This is a genomic window from Micromonospora noduli (genome assembly GCF_003264475.1).
Classification (GTDB): domain Bacteria; phylum Actinomycetota; class Actinomycetes; order Mycobacteriales; family Micromonosporaceae; genus Micromonospora; species Micromonospora noduli.
On sequence record NZ_PYAC01000008.1, the window covers coordinates 430,747 to 449,940 of the forward strand.

Sequence of the window (19,194 nt, forward strand, 5' to 3'; positions counted from 1 at the left end):
CGGCCTGGACGCGCCGACCGGCCCACCCCACTACTACAAAGTGTCGTTGATGGGGGAGGATGGGCGGCGTGGAAGCTCTCCGACTCATCCTCCTCTACGTCCATCTGATCGGGTTCGCCCTGCTGCTCGGTGGCTCGATCGCCCAGTACGCCAGCGGTCGGCTGCGGATCAACCCGGCCATGCTGTGGGGCGCGGTGATCCAGTTGCTGACCGGGCTCGGCCTCTCCGCGCCGCTGCGCGACGGCGACGAGCCGGCACCGGCAAAACTTGTGACGAAGTTGGTGATCGCGCTGCTGATCTTCGTCATGGTCTTCTTCTCCCGGAAGCGGGACGTGGTCAACCGCGGTCATTTCCTCGCGATCGTCGGTCTGACCCTGGTCAACGCGGCGGTCGCGGTCTTTTGGCGGTAACGTCCGAGGAGGAAAACGCCTCCAGAAAACGGACGTTGCGGACGCCGTGGCGCTTGCTTACCAGCACGAAGAGTGACTTGCCCCACGCAAGGGTTACACCCGGGTAACAGGCGCTCAACAGTCGTGCACGATTGTCGGCCGGTGGGTGGACGCGGGCGTACGCTCCCGTCCGTAACGTGGGACAGCCGGCGGCACACCCGCAGGTCGGCTGATGGGCTGCCACCGCACAAGGCGCGGTGTGCAATGGGAAGGAGACGTCTTGCGCTCGGTGCGTGGGATGCGGATCGCCTCGATCTTCGCGGTGGGTGGGCTCGCGCTCACCGCCGCCGCTTGTGGCGAGGCGCCCAAGGATGACAACAACGCCGGCAGTGGCGCCAAGAAGTTCAGCGCCTGCATGGTGACCGACGTCGGCGGCATCGACGACAAGTCGTTCAACGCTTCGGCCTGGAAGGGCCTGCAGGAGGCCAAGGCCGCCAACGACAACATCGACATCAAGTACGTCGCGTCGAAGGCCGAGGCCGACTACGAGCCGAACCTGACGCAGTTCGTCAACCAGAAGTGCGACTTCATCCTGGCGGTCGGTGGCCTGATGGGCGACGCCACCTCGAAGATCGCGAAGGCGAACCCGAACCAGCAGTTCGGCATCGTCGACGCGAACCCGGGTGACGCCAACGTCTACCCGATGCAGTTCGACACCGCCCAGGCCGCGTTCCAGGCCGGCTACCTGGCCGCCGGGATGAGCAAGAGCGGCAAGGTCGGCACCTACGGTGCCGTGCCGATCCCGCCGGTGACCATCTTCATGGACGGTTTCGTCGACGGTGTGAAGTACTTCAACACCACCAAGGGCAAGAACGTCCAGGCCCTGGGTTGGAACAAGGAGACCCAGAAGGGTTCCTTCTCCAACGCCTTCGACAAGCAGGACGAGGGCAAGAAGGTCTCCGACGCGCTGGTCGCCCAGGGCGCGGACATCATCATGCCGGTCGCCGGCGGCTCCGGCCTCGGCACCACCGCCGCCGCCAAGGCGTCGGGTGGCAAGTACAGCACCATCTGGGTGGACGTTGACGGCTGCGAGAGCACCCCGGACTGCTCCGCGATCGTGACCACCGTGGTCAAGAACATCCCGGAGGCCGTCAAGGAGGCCGTGGTCAAGGCTGCCGGTGGCGAGAAGCTGGAGGCCAAGCCGGGCTTCGTCGGCACCCTGGCCAACACCGGTGTCTCGATCGCCCCGTACCACGACTTCGACAGCAAGGTTCCGGCCGAGCTGAAGGCCGAGGTCGACAAGATCAAGGCGGACATCGCCGCTGGCACCATCACCGTCACCTCGAAGGCCCAGCCGACCAAGTGACAACCGGCCGGCCGCTCCGGTGAGATCATCGGGGGGATCGGCGGGGGACAGGTACGACCGATCGGCCGCTCCGGCTCTGCGGATACCCCGCGGGGTCGGAGCGGCCGATCGCGCACCACGGCGGCCGGCCCGGTCCGGTCGGTTCCACGGCAGCTAGGCTGCACCATCGCTCGCACTCCAGGAGGTTGCGCTGAGACTCGAACTGCGCGGCATCACCAAGCGGTTCGGTGATCTGGTCGCCAACGATCACATCGACCTGACGGTGGAGCCTGGAGAGATTCACGCCCTCCTCGGCGAGAACGGCGCGGGCAAGTCGACCCTGATGAACGTGCTCTACGGGCTCTACCAGCCCGACGAGGGCGAGATCCTGGTCGACGGCAAGCCGCTGAAGCTGAAGGGCCCGTCCGACGCGATCGGGGCCGGGATCGGCATGGTGCACCAGCACTTCATGCTGGTGCCGGTCTTCACCGTCACCGAAAACATCATGCTCGGCGCCGAGCAGATCCGGGGCGGCATCGCCGGCTTCCTGGACCGGCGGCGGGCCCGGCGCGAGGTCACCGAGGTGTCCGAGCGCTACAACCTGCGGGTCGACCCGGACGCGGTGATCGAGGACCTGCCGGTCGGCATCCAGCAACGCGTCGAGATCGTCAAGGCGCTCACCCGCGATGTCGACCTGCTCATCCTGGATGAGCCGACCGCGGTGCTCACCCCTCAGGAGACCGAGGAGTTGCTGACGGTCATGCGGTCGCTCAAGGCGGCCGGCAAGTCGATCGTCTTCATCACCCACAAGCTCGGCGAGGTCAAGGCCATCGCCGACCGGATCACAGTGATCCGACGCGGAAAGACCGTCGGCACCGCCTCGCCGGAGGCCAGCCGGGATGAGCTGGCCGCGTTGATGGTCGGGCGCAACGTCCGGCTCACAGTGGACAAGACCCCGGCCACGCCGGGCGAGCCGGTGCTGGAGGTGGCCGGGCTGGTCGTCGACGACGACCGGCAGATCCGCGCTGTCGACGGCGTCGACCTGACCGTGCGCGCGGGCGAGGTGCTCGGCGTGGCGGGCGTACAGGGCAACGGTCAGACTGAGCTGATCGAGGCGATCATGGGCCTGCGCCCGGCGCTCGCCGGCACGATCAGCCTGGCCGGTGACCGGATCAACGGCTGGAAGCCCAAGAGGGTGCTCCGGGCGGGCGTCGGTTACGTGCCCGAGGACCGCAGCGTGGACGGCCTGATCAAGGAGTTCAGCGTCGCGGAGAACCTGGTGCTGGACATCTACGACCGGCCGCCGTTCGGTGCCGGGCTCGCGCTGAAGCCGGACGCGATCGCCGCCTCGGCGAAGGAGCGGATCGAGCAGTTCGACGTCCGCACCTCATCGGCCGACGCGGCGGTGGGCACCCTCTCCGGTGGCAACCAGCAGAAGGTGATCGTGGCACGGGAGCTGTCCCGGCCGCTGAAGCTCCTCATCGCCGCCCAGCCGACCCGTGGCGTCGACGTCGGATCGATCGAGTTCATCCACAGCCAGGTCATCCGCGAACGGGACATCGGCACCGCCGTTCTGGTGGTCTCCAGCGAACTCGACGAGGTGATCGGGTTGGCCGACCGGATCGCGGTGATGTACCGCGGCCGGATCATCGGCATCGTCGGCCCGGACACCCCACGTGAGGAAATTGGCCTGCTGATGGCCGGCATCAGCCCAGACGCGGCCCACGACGCCATCGCAGCACCCGCCGCCGACAAGCCCGGTGCGGCGACCGCCGTCGACAAGCCCGCAGCGGCCGACGGGGGCCCGGCGAGCGACGCAGGTTCCGCGAGCGAGGACGAGGCATGACCAACCCCAACCCGCAGTCGGGCTCCCCGGACAAGGAGCCGGCGAGCGAGGCGCAGGCCGCGCAGAACGCGCTCGGCAACACCGAACGCGCCGAGGTGGCGACCGAGCCGGACCGCTCGGTGGCGAAGCCGGGCCCGGAGCCGGAGCCGAGGCCGAGCCTGGGCCGGTTGTTCCTGGACAACCTCTGGGCGGCCAACACCTTCACGGTGACGCTGTTGTCGTTGGTGCTGGCGATCGTGGTCGGCGCGGTGCTGATGATCATCTCTGATCCCGACGTGCTCTCCACCTACTCGTACATCACCTCGCGCCCGTCCGACGCGATCAACTCCAGTTGGACGCTCGTCAGCGAGGCGTACGCGAACCTGTTCAAGGGCTCGATCTTCGACCCCGAGGCGTTCTCCGGCTGGTTGAACGGCGCCAACGGCTGGCAGGCCGTGCTCGCGCCGATCTCGGAGACGCTGACCTACGCGGCGCCGCTGGTCTTCACCGGTCTGTCGGTGGCGCTGGCCTTCCGGGGCGGCCTGTTCAACATCGGCGCCCAGGGCCAGGCCACCATCGGCGTGATCATGGCGGCGCTGGCCGGCTTCCTGCTGCCGCTGCCGCCCGGCCTGCACCTGCTGGTGGCGGTGCTGGCCGGCGCGCTGGGCGGAGCGATCTGGGGTTTCATCCCCGGCATCCTCAAGGCCCGTGCCGGAGCACACGAGGTGATCAACACGATCATGCTCAACTACGTCGCCACGTACTTCCTCACCTGGTTGATCGTGCAGAACGGCGTGCAGGACCCGAACCGTACCGACGCGATCAGCAAGGCGGTGGACAGCTCCGCCCAGCTGCCCCGACTGCTCGGCGACAACCTGCGGGTGCACGCCGGCATCCTGCTCGCCGTGCTGGCCACCTGGGCGGTCGCCTGGCTACTCAACCGCTCGACGCTCGGCTTCGAGCTGCGCGCGGTCGGCGCCAACCCGGACGCCGCCCGGACCGCGGGCATCAGCGTCACCCGGACGTACATCCTGATCATGGTCTTCGCCGGAATCCTGGCCGGCCTCGGCGGCTCGAACATGGTGCTCGGCTCCACCGCCAGCGCGTTGACCCCCCTGGTGGTCGCGCAGATCGGCTTCGACGGCATCCTGGTGGCGCTGCTCGGGCGGGTGAAGCCCTGGGGTGTGCTGCTGGCCGCGCTGCTGTTCGGTGCGCTGCAGGCCGGTGGTAACCGGATGCAGTCGTACTCCGGGATCTCGCTGGAGCTGGTGACCGTGCTCCAGGCGCTGATCGTCATCTTCATCGCCGCACCGGCCCTGGTGAAGGCGATCTTCCAGCTCCGGGCCGCGCGCGCCGCCCGGTTGCAGACGAGCCTGGCGAAGGGCTGGTAACTCATGTCCACCATGGCTGTCCCCGACATCGCGGTCGCCCCGGTCGACGAGGGCTTCTGGACCCGCAGCCGGAAGGTCGGTCTCACGCTGCTGGCGCTCGGCCTACTGTCCGCGGTGCTCTTCGGCGCGCTCGCCACCGACCAGCAGGCCCGGTTCACGCTCAGCGACGACGCGGCCGGCGCCGCGTTGGAGATCAACGGCACGATCGGGGCGATCCTGTTCGGGATCATCACGATCGCCGCCGGCGCGGCGCTGCTCGCCGGGGTGCCGAAGCGGTGGTTCCTTCCCGTACTCGGCGTCGGGCTGGTCGCCTTCGTGCTGTCGTTCCTCTGCTGGCAGGTCTCCGCCGCGCCGACCGGGCAGAACTTCATGCCGCTGGTCAACATCATTCGGGGCACGTTCATCCTGGCCCTGCCGCTGATCTTCGGCGCGCTCGCCGGGGTGCTCTGTGAGCGGTCCGGCGTGGTCAACGTGGCCATCGAGGGACAACTGCTGATGGGCGCGTTCAGTGGGGCCCTGTTCGGCAGCATCTCCGGCAGCGTGTGGGTGGGCCTGGTCGCCGCCGCCATCGGCGGCGCGTTCATCTCGCTGCTGCTGGCCGTCTTCGCCATCCGCTACCTGGTCGACCAGGTCGTCATGGGCATCGTGCTGAACCTGCTGGCCGTCGGCGTCACCGGCTTCCTCTACGAGCGGCTGATGCAGACCGACGCCGCGAAGTACAACAGCGCGCCCCGCTTCAGCAACTGGGAGATCCCGCTGCTGAAGGACATCCCGGTACTCGGGCCGGCGTTGTTCCGCGGCAACATCTTCCTCTACCTCGGGCTGCTCCTGGTCCTGGTGATCCACATCGGGCTGTTCCGCACCCGGTGGGGGCTGCGGACCCGCTCGGTCGGCGAACACCCGATCGCCGCAGACACGCTCGGCGTCAAGGTGTTGCGGGTCCGCTACCGCAACGTGCTGCTGGCCGGCGTGGTCGCCGGCATCGGCGGGGCGTCCTACACGCTGGCGCTCTACTCGTTCACCAAGAACATGATCGGCGGTAAGGGCTTCATCGCCCTGGCCGCGCTGATCTTCGGCCGGTGGAACCCGACAGGCGCGCTGCTCGCCGCGCTCTTCTTCGGTTTCGCCGACCAGCTCGCCACCTACCTGGGGGCGATCAACAGCGTCATCCCCAGCCAGTTCCTGGCCATGCTGCCGTACCTGGCGACCATCCTGGCGGTCGCCGGGCTGGTCGGCCGGGTCCGGGCACCGGCCGCCGACGGCAAGCCGTACATCAAGGGCTGACACCCGAGCTGTGCCCGGCGGGACTCCCGTCGGGCACAGCGAGGTCCGCGCCAGTCATCTCACGGGTGCCGTCTCGATACGGAACGCGGGGTACTGTGCCGCGATTGCCGCAAACTCGGACAGGGGCGCGTGCCGGTCGACGGGGACATGCGGCCGGGCTCCGGGGACCGTCGCCAGATACCGCTTGAGAATCGGTGCACGCTCGTCGACCGGCACCTCGACCAGGCGGCAGAGCCGGGTACGCCTGTGCCGAATGGTCACCAGGCCGTCGGCCGCACGTACGTTTCGGACCCAGTTGCAGTTCTCGCCCAGCATCGGGACCAGATACCAGTCGCCCTGCCAGTCGGCCATACCCAGCGGGAAGCGGGTGATCCGACCGGTTCGGCGTCCCACGACCTCCAGCGTCACCCACCGCCTCGGGTGCAGGCCGGCGCCGTACACGGCCGCCCAGAGTCGGGCGAAACGGCGGGCCGCAGCGTTACCGCGGCCCCCCGCGTACATCCGACGAAGAGTGTCCTCGGACAACGGCCAGCTTCCCAACTTCGCCATCACATGTCCCCTCGGTCGCACGTGTCCAACCTCGGCTTCAGGGTTGGCTGACCCGAGCGGAAGATGCAGGGCCGAACGTCCCTTTCACCCCGAGCCGTCATCCTCGGCATTGCCTCCCACTGTGGTGACGACTGACCGCTGCTTGCGCTGCGGTGGCGTGGCCGATGAGTCGGGCTCACGCCCGGCACGGCTGCGCCCGCCCGTGGACCCGGCCCTGCCCGCTTCTGACCTGGGCTGCTTGGGCAGAATGGCGGCATGACCGACATTGACTGGGCACGGTTGCGCGCTGCCGCCATCGAGGCGATGCGGCACGCGTACGCGCCGTACTCGACGTTTCCGGTCGGCGCGGCGGCGCTGGTCGACGACGGCCGTGTGGTGGTCGGCTGCAACGTGGAGAACGCCGCGTACGGGGTGACGCTCTGCGCCGAGTGCGGGGTCGTGTCCAGCCTGCACGCCACCGGTGGCGGCCGGCTCGTCGCGCTCTCCTGCGTCGATGCGACCGGCGAGCCGTTGATGCCGTGTGGCCGCTGCCGGCAGCTGCTCTGGGAGCACGGCGGGCCGGAGTGCCTGATCGAGAGCAAGACCCGGCCACTGCGGATGGCCGAGCTGCTGCCGCACGCCTTCGGCGTGGAGGATCTGGAAGCCGTCACCGGGGAGACACCGGTGCCGGTGGTCCCGGAGCGGCTCGCCGCCTGGCGCGGGCGCGGCACCGTCTTCGTGCACCCGGACATGTCCGCCGGTCAGCAGGTCTGGACGGCGTACTGGGAGCGGTCGGCCGGCGACGACGCCGGCGCCGAGACCGGGGTGCTGGAGGAGGCGCCGAGCTGGGACGACCCGGCCGAGGCGATCACCTGGGGCCTGGCCCGGACGCCCCGGGTGGTCGTGGTGGACGCCACCGGCACGATCTTCTGGGCCGGTGAGGGTGAGCCGCCGGCGGAGATCCCGGTGCGCTGGTCCTGATTGTGGTCGCTGTTCGGGGCCGGGGCCGACCGTGCCCGGCTCCGGGCGGTCAGGCTTGATCCCTCCGCCGGGCACGGTCGGCCCCGGCCCCGTCGTGGTAACCGGCCGTGCGTCGGTGCCGCCAATCGACTAGAAAAGATCATCTGATGAGTGGTTTTGCTGCTGTTGACGTTATTCGCGTGAAGCGGGATGGCGGTGTGCTGTCGGACGCGCAGATCGACTGGGTGGTCGACGCGTACACCCGGGGGGTCGTCGCCGACGAGCAGATGTCCGCGCTGGCCATGGCGATCCTGCTCAACGGCATGACCGGGCCGGAGATCGCCCGGTGGACCGCCGCGATGATCGCCAGCGGTGAGCGGTTGGACCTGTCGGCGGTACGCCGGCCGACGGTCGACAAGCACTCCACCGGTGGCGTCGGCGACAAGATCACTCTGCCGCTCACCCCGCTGGTGGCGGCATGTGGCGCGGCCGTGCCGCAGCTGAGCGGCCGGGGTCTCGGGCACACCGGCGGCACGCTGGACAAGCTGGAGTCCATCCCGGGCTGGCGGGCCACGGTGAGCAACGACGAGTTCATCGCCCAACTGGACGAGGTCGGTGCGGTGATCTGCGCGGCCGGTGCCGGGCTCGCCCCCGCCGACCGCAAGCTGTACGCGTTGCGCGACGTGACCGGCACCGTGGAGGCGATCCCGCTGATCGCCAGCTCGATCATGAGCAAGAAGATCGCCGAGGGCACCGGGGCGCTGGTCCTCGACGTCAAGGTCGGCTCGGGCGCCTTCATGAAGTCCGTCGACCAGGCCCGCGAGTTGGCGCGCACCATGGTCGAGCTGGGCGGTGCGCACGGGGTGCGGACGGTCGCCCTGCTCACCGACATGTCCACCCCGCTCGGCCTGGCGATCGGCAACGCGGTCGAGGTGACCGAGTCGGTCGAGGTGCTGGCCGGTGGTGGACCGGCCGACGTGGTGGAGCTGACCCTCGCACTGGCCCGGGAGATGCTCGACGCCGCCGGTCTGCCGGACGCCGATCCGGCTGCGGCGCTGCGCGACGGCCGGGCCATGGACTCCTGGCGGGCGATGATCCGGGCGCAGGGCGGCGACCCGGACGCGCCGATGCCAACGGCTGCCGAGGTGGAGGTGGTCCGCGCCGAGCGGGACGGGTACGTCGCGGCCGTCGACGCGTACGCCATGGGGGTTGCGGCATGGCGGCTCGGCGCGGGTCGGGCGCGCAAGGAGGACCCGGTCAGCGTGCCGGCCGGTGTGGTGTTGCACAAGCGGCCGGGTGACGAGGTGCGGGCCGGTGACCCGCTCTACGAGCTGCGTGCCGACGACGCGACGCGGATTCCGGCAGCGCTGACCGAGGCCGCCAACGCGGTGCGGATCGCGCCGACGGCCCCGGCGGCGACGTCGTTGGTCATCGAACGCATCGGCTGATCGATTCGACGTCGCCCTGGCGTGGTGCCGGTCACCTGGGAGCGCTATTGTCGCAGGCCAAGGGGGGACCACCGGCCTTGCGCCGGCGCGAGCAGACAGGAAGATCCGCCGTGAGCGTTGCTGCCCCCGACCCACGTGAGGTGCGCGAGGCGAGCCTGGACGAGCTGTCCCGGCTCGGCCTGCCGTTGCCGCCGGCCCAGTTTCCCCTCGTGTGGGAGCCGGGTGACCAGATCGACCTGCGCCCGACCGCGGAGATCGAGGCGCGGATCGCGGTGCTGCACCTGATCCTGGCCCGCTGTTTCGGGATGCCCCCGCAGGCGGCGATGAGCTGGCTGCTCGGCTCGCACCTGGTCGACATGGTCACCCCGCCGGAGTGGCAGTTCGTGATGGGCGGCAAGGGGGACCACCGGTCGTTCGTGCTGCACCACGACGCGCTCTTCGCGCTGGCCTGGGTGCTCGGGCTGAGCAAGCAGCTCGACCCGACGCTGGCCGTCGACGAGCGGCTGGTCGAGCGGCTGCCGCACATCGCCGAGGGGGAGACCTTCCCGCACTGGCGCTCCCGGATCCTCACCGCGCCGCAACACCCGGCCGACGCGGCCGCCCTGCTCGACCTGCACTACTGCCTGGACTGGGCGTACCTGGAGACCGAGCGCGGCGGCCGGCGGGCACCGGGCCTGGTCGACGCGAACGCGATCGGGCAGCGGCGTTGGGCGCTGGAGTGGGCGGTGATCCTGCGCGGGCCGTACCACGACGAGCCGCCCGGCTGGGAAGAGGTCGACCTCTCCACCTGAGGTCAGCGAGGTCGCAGGACGTCGAGCCGGACCGCCACTGTGACCCGGACCGGTTCGGGCAGCGCGGCCAGCCGGGTGGCGAGCGCCGCCCTGTCGGTGTGCCAGGCGCTGGGGCCCATCCCGACCAGGGTGGCGACGTCCGGCCGGGTCAATGCCAACTCGGCCCGGTGCACGGCCGAGCTGACCGGCGTAAAGTGCCCGCCCAGGCTGGCGGCCACCCGGTCGGCCTTGTCCGGGTCCACCCGCAGCAGGCCGAGGACGTCCACCAACTCGGCGAGGTGGTCGGTGTCGGGCGTGACCACCAGCAACGCGCCGGCCGGGTCGAGCACCCGGTGGAACTCCGGGCCGTTGCGCGGGGCGAACACGTTCAGGAGCACGGCGGTCGAGGCGTCCGCGAGCGGCAGTCGCTGCCAGGTGTCGGCGAGCGCGGCGGCGGCCCGGGGATGCGCGCGGGCCGCGCGGCGCAGCGCCGGCTTGGACACGTCCAGGGCCAGGCCCACGGCGTCCGGCAGCGCCGCCAGCACCGCGCCGAGGTACCGGCCGGTGCCGGCGCCGGCATCCACCACCAGGGGGTACGCCCCGAAGTCGGGTGTCGGCGACGCGCGGAGCCGACCGGCGGCTTCCGTCGCGGCGTCGGAGAGGGCGGCCGAGATGAGGTCGTAGTGCCCGGCGGCGAGGAAGTCCGCCCGGGCGGCGACCATCTCGGCGCTGTCGCCGACGTGCGGGGCGCGCCCGGCGAGGAGGTTGACGTACCCCTGCCGGGCGATGTCGAAGCTGTGCCGGCGCGGGCAGCGCAGCGCACCGGTGGTGCCGGCGGTCGCCTCGGTCAGCGGCTCGCCGCAGACCGGGCAGCGCAGCCGGTCGAGGATGCGGGGGTCCACGTCAGGCCTTCGCCGCGGGCTGCGGCCGGGTGGCTTGGAGGCCCGGCTCGGCGAGGTGGTCGACGACCCGGTGGGTGAGCGCGCCGAGGGCGTCGACCTCCGCGGGGGTGAGCAGGTCGATCAGGTGCCGGCGGACGGCGGCCACGTGACCGGGGGCGGCGGACTCGATGGCCTGCCGGCCCGCCGGGGTGAGCACGACGATCGAGCCGCGGGCATCGTCGGCGCACTCCTCGCGGGTCACCAGGCCACGCTGCTGCATCCGGCTCAGATGGTGGGAGAGCCGGCTACGTGACCACAGCATCCTGTGCGCCAGCTCGCTGAGGCGCAGGCGCCCCTGGGGTGTCTCGGAGAGGTCGGAAAGCACGTCGTAGTCCGGCTCGGAGAGGCCGGCGTCCTGGGACAGCTCCCGGGCCAGCTCCAGGTCGAGCAGTCGACGCATCCGGCGGTAGCCGCGCCAGGCGCGGTCCTCCCGTTCGTCCAGCCACCGGGGTGCGTCCATCCGTGGAGTCTAACGCTTTCGTTGACATGTCATCGATCTGCCTCTAGCTTCGATGACATGTCAACAAATTTCCTCCGGCGGCCGAGTGCGACGACCGACGCTGCGGGCGATCGACTGTGGCAGCTGTTCGGTCAGCGCGGGCGCGGAGTGCTGGTCACCCTGCGCCGGGACGGGCGGCCCCAGCTGTCCAACCTCGACTACCTGGCCGAGCCGGGGTTGATCCGCTGCTCCACCACCGGAGGCCGGGCGAAGGTGCGCAATCTGCGCCGCGATCCCCGGGCCAGCTTCCACGTGACCACGCCGGACGGCGGCGCGTACGCGGTGGCGGAGGGGGTCGTGACGCTCAGCGAGCCGGCCGTGGCCACCACCGACGAGACGGTCGACGAACTGGTCGAGGTCTACCGCCGGATTCGCGGCGACCACCCGGACTGGGCGGACTACCGCGCCGCCATGGTTGCCGACGGACGGCTCGTGATCCGCCTCGACGTGCACCGGGTGTACGGCTGGCGGCCGTGACGCCCGGCCGGTCCCGTACCGGTCCGCCCAGGCCGCTGACTAGGGTCTGAGCATGGTCGCAACTATCCGGTACGAGGACATCGTCAAGGTCCCGAAGGCGCTGCTGCACGACCACCTCGATGGCGGGCTGCGGCCGGCGACGATCGTCGACCTGGCCGCCGAGGTGGGCCACGAACTGCCCACCACCGACCCGGAGGCGCTCGGACGCTGGTTCGCGGACGCGGCGGACTCCGGTTCCCTGGAGCGCTACCTCGAGACGTTCGCGCACACCGTGGCGGTCATGCAGACCGCGCCCGCGTTGCGTCGGGTGGCCCGCGAGTGCGCCCTTGACCTGGCCTCCGACGGTGTGGTCTACGCCGAGGTGCGTTTCGCCCCTGAGCAGCACCTGGAACGGGACCTCAGCCTGGACGAGGTGGTCGAGGCGGTGCTGGCCGGCTTCGCCGAGGGCACCGCCCAGGCGGTCGAGGCAGGCCTGACCATCCGGGTGGGCACCCTGCTCACCGCGATGCGGCACGCCGCCCGTTCCCAGGAGATCGCCGAGCTGGCCGTGCGGCACCGGGATGCCGGGGTGGTCGGCTTCGACATCGCCGGCGCCGAGGCGGGTTTTCCGCCCACCCGGCACCTGGACGCCTTCGAGTACCTCCAGCGGGAGAACTTCCACTTCACCATCCACGCTGGCGAGGCGTTCGGTCTGCCGTCGATCTGGCAGGCGATCCAGTGGTGCGGGGCGGACCGGCTCGGCCACGGGGTGCGGATCGTCGACGACATCGCCCCCGACGGCTCGCTCGGCCGGCTGGCCGCGTACGTCCGGGACAAGCGGATCCCCCTGGAACTGTGCCCCTCGTCGAACGTGCAGACCGGTGCGGTGGACTCGATCGCGGACCACCCGATCGGCCTGCTGCGGGACCTGCGTTTCCGGGCGACGGTCAACACCGACAACCGGTTGATGAGCGGCACCTCGATGTCGCGGGAGATGTCGCTGCTGGTGGAGACGTTCGGCTACGGCTGGAAAGAGCTGCAGTGGTTCACCATCAATGCGATGAAGAGCGCCTTCATCCCGTTCGACGAGCGACTGCGGATCATTGATGACGTGATCAAGCCGGCGTACGCGAAGTTGATGGCCTGAGCTCAGCCATGTGGGTGGCCGGCGAGCAGCCCGGCCACTCGGCGCAGCACCTCCCGGGCCCGGGCCGCCTCCGCGCCGAGGCCCATCTGCCGGCGCAGCACCGCGGGCTCGGCCCGCAGCAGCGCCACCCCGCGCCGAAACAGCACCCGAGGCGCCTTGCGCTGCTCGGACAGATCGCGGGCCAGTCGGCGCACGAAGGTGGCCCCGCGCGGGCGGCGCAGCGCGTACGCCCCGGCGAGCAGGCCGCGGCGACGGCACTCCTCGACGATCTCGGCGGCGAAGATCCCTTCGGCCACGAAAAGTGGCGATCCGGCGACATCAAATGGCCGGGTGGCCACCCGTCGATCGGCGCCGATCGCATAAACCGGCACATCGGCTCGGCCCTCGCGGGCAAGTTGGGCAATGATTTCCACCGCACTGGGGGCGTCCCAGGAGTGCGGCGATTCCCAATCCACCTGGCCGTTTCGTCTCGGCAACGTAGGGTCATCGCCGTCTTTGTAGAAGTCGTCCAAGCACAGCACCGGCAAGCCGGTTTGCTGCGCTATGTACGACTTTCCGGACCCCGATGGGCCGGCCAGTAGGACAACTCGGTGCGGATGTTCCATTACCTTCAGTTACTCCGGCCAGACAGACTGCTATCAAATCGCATCAACATCTCATCACACCTTCGGTCTGGGACAACCTGGGCTTTCTTCTTGTCGACCGGCGTGATGGAATCTCGGGGGTCCGACCCGCCGGGTCGGTCGCTGGGCGTTGCCCGGGGCAACGCGTTCAAGCTGTAATCGCGAGGGCGGTGACGTGAGCAAACGGCCAAAGACGGCGGGCTCCTTCCTGTCGCGGCTGCGCCGGCCGGCCAGCCGGCTCCGGGACATGCCGATCTGGTCCAAGCTCGGTCTCATCATGATCGTGCCGACCATCGCCACGGTCGTGGTGGGCACCAGTGGTCTTATCGACCACGTGGAGACGCTCAACAATGCCAACCGAGCTGGCGACCTGGCGAATCTGTCGAGCTATTCAGGTGACCTGGTCGACAGTCTGCAGGACGAGCGGACCGCCGCCGTGCTGCTGCTGGGCGCGGACGGGACGCAGCCGACGGCGCAGTACCAGGAGGCATACAACCGGGTGAACTCCCGGGTGGATCAGGATGCGATCCCCTACCGGCAGCAGCGGACCGAGATCGAGGACCTGCCGGGCAGCCTGGAGAGCCTGCTCGACAGCATCGACCAGAACCTGCAGGACCTGTCGGGCGTCCGCAGCCAGGTGTTCAACGGAAAGCTCGCGCTCACCGAGACCGTGCAGGCGTACGAGGGTCTGATCAGTGACCTGCTCGCCATCCGCGACTCGTCCACGCAGCTCGCCGGTGACAACCAACTCAGCGACCGGATGCGCGCCGCCGCGGCGGTCGCCCGGGAGAAGGAGTTCCTCGCCGTACGCCGGGTCGTGGTGCACCGCGCGCTGGGCGTGAAGGGCGGACAGCGCCTGACTCCGGCACTGCGCAGGGACTACGTCGCCAGTGACACCGGCCAGCAGCAGGCCCTGCAGAGCTTCAAGGCAGTCGCCACCCCGGACGACGCGAAGTTCCACGACCAGACCGTCGCGGGCGGCGACCGCCGGCAGGCACAGAACTACACCGGCTGGATCGACGGCAACACCACCGGCAACATGCGCGGTGCGCCGTTCGGCCCGGACCAGTGGGAAGCCGCCATGACGGCCAACGCCAAGCTGATCCGCACCGTCGAGCGGAAGCTCGACAGTGAAGTGGTCAACCAGGCCGACACCCTCCGCTCGGACGTGCAGCGCCAGGTTTTCCTGGAGACCGGCCTGCTGCTCAGCATGCTGCTGCTGGCGATCCTCTTCGCCTACCTGGTGGCCCGCTCCATGGCCCGCTCACTGCGTGAGCTGCGGCAGGGCGCGCTCTCCGTGGCCCAGTACGGCCTGCCACAGGCCGTGGCCCGTCTGCGCGACCCGCAGGTCGTCGGGCAGCTCTCACCGGTGCAGCTGGCCAACCAGATCGCCGAACCACTGCCGGTGCGCAGCAAGGACGAGTTCGGCCAGGTGACCGAGGCGTTCAACGCCGTCCACCTGGAAGCCGTCCGCACGGCCGCCGAGCAGGCGGCACTGCGCGCCTCCGTCGCGACCATGTTCGTCAACCTGGCCCGCCGTTCCCAGATCCTGGTCGACCGCCTCATCGGGCACCTCGACCGGCTGGAGCGCGGCGAAGAGGACCCGGACCGGCTGGCCGAGCTGTTCCAGCTCGACCACCTGGCCACCCGGATGCGCCGTAACGACGAGAACCTGCTGGTGCTCGCCGGTGCCGACTCCACCCGCGTGCAGCGTGAGCCGGCCGCCCTCATCGACGTGCTGCGCGCCGCGCAGTCCGAGGTCGAGCACTACACCCGGATCGAGTTCGGTGTCATCGACCGCGACATCGAGGTCGCCGCGCACGCGGTCAACGACCTGGTGCACCTCGTCGCGGAGCTGTTCGACAACGCCACCGCGTTCTCCCCGCCCGACTCGCAGGTCATGGTCGAGGCCCGGCGTGTCGGTGACCGCTCCTCGCTGTACGTCGAGGACCGCGGTATCGGCATCAGCGCCGAGCAGTTGCACGACCTCAACGAGCGGCTCGCGACGCCGCCGCAGGTCGACGTGGCCGTGTCCCGGATGATGGGCCTGGTCGTGGTGGCCCGACTGGCGTCCCGGCACGGTGTCCGTGTCGAGCTGCGCCCCGGCAACGATCGCGGCACGGTCGCTGACGTGACCCTGCCCACCTCGGTGCTGGTGCCTCGGGCCCTCTCCGGTCGGGTACAGCAGCCTCCGGCGCTGCCGGCGGCCGGTGCTCCCCAGTTCGGTGGTCCGCAGTCCGGTGGGCCCGCGCCGGTCTTCGGCGCGCTGCCCGCGCTGGGCAACGGCCCCGGCCCTCGCCCGAGCGAGTCCGGCAACCAGGTCACCCTGGGCGGTCGCCCGTTCGACCCCGCGACGCGCAACGGTGCCGGCACCCCCGCCAACGGTGGCGCGTACCGGTCGATGCCGGCGTGGTCCGATCTGACCGGCGCGGCCGGGACGAACGGCGTCAACGGCGGCGACGGGTTCACCCCCCGGTCGGCCAACGGCCAGGGCACCGACCCGCTGCCGCAGCGCCGGGGCGGGGACGAGACCCCGACCACCGGCCAGCAGCCGTCCATTCCGCGTCAGCTGCCGAGCAGCCCCGAGGCGCACCCGTACTCGGCGCCGCCGGTCTCCGCGCAGCCCTACTCCGGTGCGCCGGTCTCCGCCTCGCCGGCCTCCGGCCAGCCGTACTCCGGGCAGCCCTACTCGGGTGCGCCGTACGGCGGCGCGCCGGTGTCCGCCGCTCCGGCCTCCGGGCAGCCGTACGCCGGTCCGCCGGTGTCCGCGTCGCCGGTCTCGGCCTCGCCGGCGTCCGGTCAGCCGTACTCGAACCAGCCGTACTCGGCGCCGCCGGTCTCCAGCCAGTCGTTCAGCGGCTTCGCGCCCCGATCCGCCCCGCCCGCGCAGGCACCCAACGCCCCGGCGCCGCCGGCCTGGCCGCCAGTGCCGGGTAGCGACCGGGACACGGCCACCCCGCCGGTGCCCGAGCGGCTCGCCGCCGCGCTCGACATGACGACGGAGCTGCCGCGGGTGCCGCGACCCGGCGAGCAGCCGGCCGCAGCCCAGCCTCCGGCTCCTGCGCCGACCGCGGCAGCAGCGCCGGCTCCGGCTCCGGCTCCGCAGACTCGGCCAACGCCGCAGACTCGGCCGGCGCCGCAGCAGCCGCAGGCGCAGAACCGTCAGCGGTACGCGGATGAGACGATGGAGCTGCCGATCTTCCGGGAGCTTGAGTCGGCCTGGTTCCGTACCCGTCGCCCGGGCTCCGAGGAGACCGCGGCCGGTGCCCAGCCAGCGACGAACGGCGACTCCGCGACCCAGCAGTTCGCCACGGTCGAGGCCACCGGTCGGGCAGTCCACAAGACACCACCCGGGACGACAGGTAACACACCGATGGCAGACACTCCGACGGTCGGAGGAGCGCCGCGGGACAACGGCTCCACAGCGAACGAGGGCACCCGCCCCAGCCTCGCCGAGAGCCTGCCGAACCGCCGGCCCCAACCGCAGAGCAACGGCTGGCAGACCGCCGCCGACGACGGCTGGCGTGCTGCCTCCGCGGCGGCCGGCGCGGCGCCGGTGAGCGAGACCACCACGACCGGTCTGCCGAAGCGCAAGCCGATGGCGCAGCTGGTACCCGGTGCGGTAGAGAAGCCCACCACCTCGGTCCAGCGGCGCTCCCCGGAGGCGGTTCGTGGCCTGCTCTCCGCCTACCACCGGGGCGTGCAGCGAGGGCGTAGCACCTCGGACAACCCGACCAGCCCGGAGGCGACTCCGGGAGGGCAATCCTCGCAGTCTGGCTCAGGCCCGGTGGCCGGGAGCGGGCAGAAGGAGCAAGAAGGATGACAACTACGCAGGATCTTGGTTGGCTGCTGGCCAACTTCGCCGACCGGGTGCCCGGCGTCGCGCATGCGGTCGCCGTATCGGCGGACGGCCTACTCCTCGCGTCGTCACGGGATCTGCCGCGCGACCGGGCAGACCAGCTCGCCGCGATCTCATCGGGTCTGGTCAGCCTGACCCAGGGGGCAGCACGCTGCTTCGAGGGAGGCGCGGTGTTGCAGACCGTCGTGGAGATGGACAATGGCTTCCTGTTCCTGATGTCCATCTCGGACGGCTCGTCCTTCGCCGTGCTGGCAGCTCGCAGCTCCGACGTGGGCCAGGTTGGCTACGAGATGGCGCTGCTGGTCGACCGGGTGGGCGACGCACTGACCCCGCAGCCGCGTGCGGCTGCGGGCATGCTGGGCTGACGTCTCGCCGATCGTGAGGTCGGCACGACTGCAAAAACGACAACGACGGGTTTCACCGGTGGGAGCCGGTAACGGGTGCGAAGGAGGTGAGCGGCGAGATGGCCGATCGTGACGAACCAACCGGAGCGTTGGTCCGTCCATACGCCGTGACCCGTGGTCGCACCCGTCCCCGGCTCGACATCGCGCTGGAGGCGCTCGTCGAGACGACGGTGCGCGGCCGGGCCCTTGCCAATGGCAACGGTGGCCAGGGCCGCGAACACCAGTACATCGCCGCGCTGTGTGACGGACGCGTGCAATCGCTCGCGGAGATCGCGGCGCGGATGCAGCTCCCGCTCGGTGTGGCCCGGGTGCTCATCGCCGACATGGCGACGGACGGCCTGGTCGCGGTCCACGAGCCGACCATTTTGGACGACTCCGACGACGCGGTGGGCACTGAACTGCTGGAGAGGGTGCTGAGTGGACTTCGCAGGCTCTGACATGTCGCACCGCCCGCCGAACCCGAGCGGCCGCGTGACGTCGGCGAAGATCGTTATCGCCGGTGGATTCGGCGTCGGTAAGACGACGCTGGTCGGCTCGGTCTCGGAGATCACGCCGCTGACCACCGAGGCCATCATGACCTCCGCTGGCGTGGGCGTCGACGACACCCGGCAGGTGCCGGGCAAGACGACGACCACGGTGGCCATGGACTTCGGCCGGATCTCGATCGACCGTGACCTGATTTTGTACCTGTTCGGTACGCCGGGTCAGACCCGTTTCTGGTTCATGTGGGACGAACTGGTGCGGGGTGCGATCGGTGCGGTCGTGCTGGTGGACACCCGCCGGCTGGCCGACTGCTTCGCGGCGATCGACTTCTTCGAGCACCGACGCCTGCCGTACCTGGTGGCGATCAACTGCTTCGACGGGATGCAGTACCACGACCCGCAGGACGTCCGGGACGCCTTGGCGATCTCGAGCGACGTGCCGGTGGTGGCCTGCGACGCCCGTAACCGGGAGTCGACGAAGCACGTGCTGATCTCGCTGGTCGAGTACGTGCTGACCATGCGCCGTACGCGCGCCGTCGCCCCGGCCTGATCGGGACGCTGCACGCCCCGGTGGTGGCTCCGGCCGCCACCGGGCGCTGCCAGCCGCCCCGGTGAGTGCCTCCGCGCTGGTTCGTCGCTCAGACGAGCCAGCGCGCCGCCAAGCCGCCTCCTGACGACCTGGAAGCTGTCAGCCCCTTCCCGGGGCACAGGCCCACCCACGGTCCTCGCGAGGCGGCTTCTGCGTGTGAGAAGGGATCAGGACTGGTAGCCCGCCGAGCGGTACTCGTACTCCCGGTCGTCGTCGCGGTCCCCGTGGTCGCGGCGGAAGGCCCAGCCTCCTGC

Annotated in this window: 18 protein-coding genes; 14 read left to right on the forward strand and 4 right to left on the reverse strand. The window is 70.5% G+C overall.

The genetic code is table 11. The annotated features are described in order from the left end of the window. Positions 1-68: 68 nt before the first annotated feature. The 5 genes from MED15_RS12475 to MED15_RS12495 all read left to right on the forward strand — a co-directional run bounded on the left by MED15_RS12475 (position 69) and on the right by MED15_RS12495 (position 6,234). Positions 69-410, forward strand: coding sequence for a hypothetical protein (locus MED15_RS12475; protein WP_091397247.1), 342 nt, complete (start codon positions 69-71; stop codon positions 408-410). A 277-nt stretch (positions 411-687) separates the two neighbouring features. After that, the gene (locus MED15_RS12480; protein ID WP_091394574.1) at positions 688-1,755 is read left to right on the forward strand and encodes a BMP family lipoprotein; all 1,068 of its coding nucleotides are present in this window, start codon (positions 688-690) and stop codon (positions 1,753-1,755) included. A gap of 250 nt (positions 1,756-2,005) precedes the next feature. After that, on the forward strand, positions 2,006-3,580 hold the full coding sequence (locus MED15_RS12485) for an ABC transporter ATP-binding protein (protein ID WP_309251435.1): 1,575 nt from the start codon (positions 2,006-2,008) through the stop codon (positions 3,578-3,580). Next, a complete protein-coding gene (locus MED15_RS12490) occupies positions 3,577-4,950 on the forward strand; it encodes an ABC transporter permease (protein ID WP_112602075.1) in 1,374 nt (457 codons plus the stop codon). Before MED15_RS12485 ends, MED15_RS12490 begins: the two co-directional genes overlap by 4 nt. A gap of 3 nt (positions 4,951-4,953) precedes the next feature. Further along, on the forward strand, positions 4,954-6,234 hold the full coding sequence (locus tag MED15_RS12495; protein ID WP_112581622.1) for an ABC transporter permease: 1,281 nt from the start codon (positions 4,954-4,956) through the stop codon (positions 6,232-6,234). A 54-nt stretch (positions 6,235-6,288) separates the two neighbouring features. On the opposite strand, the gene MED15_RS12500 is transcribed toward MED15_RS12495, so the two are convergent. Then, positions 6,289-6,642: a nitroreductase/quinone reductase family protein gene (locus MED15_RS12500; protein WP_244220441.1), complete on the reverse strand. Its 354-nt coding sequence runs from the start codon at positions 6,640-6,642 to the stop codon at positions 6,289-6,291. Positions 6,643-7,038: 396 nt separating this feature from the next. On the opposite strand from MED15_RS12500, the gene MED15_RS12505 reads away from it, so the two are divergent. The 3 genes from MED15_RS12505 (at position 7,039) to MED15_RS12515 (ending at position 9,961) form a co-directional block, all read left to right on the forward strand. After that, entirely contained in the window at positions 7,039-7,743 is a 705-nt protein-coding gene (locus MED15_RS12505; RefSeq protein ID WP_091394566.1) for a cytidine deaminase, read from the forward strand. 146 nt (positions 7,744-7,889) lie between these two features. Beyond that, complete coding sequence (locus tag MED15_RS12510; protein ID WP_112735675.1) at positions 7,890-9,170, forward strand: thymidine phosphorylase; 1,281 nt, start codon at positions 7,890-7,892, stop codon at positions 9,168-9,170. A 110-nt stretch (positions 9,171-9,280) separates the two neighbouring features. Further along, entirely contained in the window at positions 9,281-9,961 is a 681-nt protein-coding gene (locus tag MED15_RS12515) for a DUF4272 domain-containing protein (protein WP_112581619.1), read from the forward strand. Positions 9,962-9,963: 2 nt separating this feature from the next. Here MED15_RS12515 and MED15_RS12520 read toward each other — a convergent pair whose 3' ends face one another. Both MED15_RS12520 and MED15_RS12525 read right to left on the reverse strand, forming a co-directional pair. Then, complete coding sequence (locus MED15_RS12520) at positions 9,964-10,842, reverse strand: putative RNA methyltransferase (RefSeq protein ID WP_112602077.1); 879 nt, start codon at positions 10,840-10,842, stop codon at positions 9,964-9,966. 1 nt (position 10,843) lies between these two features. Then, on the reverse strand, positions 10,844-11,341 hold the full coding sequence (locus MED15_RS12525; RefSeq protein ID WP_112581617.1) for a MarR family winged helix-turn-helix transcriptional regulator: 498 nt from the start codon (positions 11,339-11,341) through the stop codon (positions 10,844-10,846). Between the two features lie 57 nt (positions 11,342-11,398). On the opposite strand from MED15_RS12525, the gene MED15_RS12530 reads away from it, so the two are divergent. Both MED15_RS12530 and MED15_RS12535 read left to right on the forward strand, forming a co-directional pair. After that, positions 11,399-11,857, forward strand: coding sequence for a PPOX class F420-dependent oxidoreductase (locus MED15_RS12530; protein WP_112602078.1), 459 nt, complete (start codon positions 11,399-11,401; stop codon positions 11,855-11,857). A gap of 52 nt (positions 11,858-11,909) precedes the next feature. Next, the gene (locus MED15_RS12535) at positions 11,910-12,983 is read left to right on the forward strand and encodes an adenosine deaminase (protein ID WP_112581615.1); all 1,074 of its coding nucleotides are present in this window, start codon (positions 11,910-11,912) and stop codon (positions 12,981-12,983) included. 2 nt (positions 12,984-12,985) lie between these two features. On the opposite strand, the gene MED15_RS34190 is transcribed toward MED15_RS12535, so the two are convergent. Then, positions 12,986-13,279 carry a hypothetical protein gene (locus MED15_RS34190; protein WP_225855241.1) on the reverse strand — a complete coding sequence of 98 codons (294 nt, stop codon included), beginning with the start codon at positions 13,277-13,279 and terminating at the stop codon, positions 12,986-12,988. Positions 13,280-13,781: 502 nt separating this feature from the next. On the opposite strand from MED15_RS34190, the gene MED15_RS12545 reads away from it, so the two are divergent. The 4 genes from MED15_RS12545 (at position 13,782) to MED15_RS12560 (ending at position 18,901) form a co-directional block, all read left to right on the forward strand. Then, positions 13,782-17,429 carry a sensor histidine kinase gene (locus MED15_RS12545; protein ID WP_112735677.1) on the forward strand — a complete coding sequence of 1,216 codons (3,648 nt, stop codon included), beginning with the start codon at positions 13,782-13,784 and terminating at the stop codon, positions 17,427-17,429. Further along, positions 17,426-17,830: a roadblock/LC7 domain-containing protein gene (locus MED15_RS12550; RefSeq protein WP_030329023.1), complete on the forward strand. Its 405-nt coding sequence runs from the start codon at positions 17,426-17,428 to the stop codon at positions 17,828-17,830. The genes MED15_RS12545 and MED15_RS12550 overlap by 4 nt, the downstream gene beginning before the upstream one ends. A gap of 98 nt (positions 17,831-17,928) precedes the next feature. Then, positions 17,929-18,306: a DUF742 domain-containing protein gene (locus tag MED15_RS12555; protein ID WP_091397239.1), complete on the forward strand. Its 378-nt coding sequence runs from the start codon at positions 17,929-17,931 to the stop codon at positions 18,304-18,306. Between the two features lies 1 nt (position 18,307). Beyond that, positions 18,308-18,901, forward strand: coding sequence for a GTP-binding protein (locus tag MED15_RS12560; RefSeq protein WP_007455465.1), 594 nt, complete (start codon positions 18,308-18,310; stop codon positions 18,899-18,901). Positions 18,902-19,194: the final 293 nt, after the last annotated feature.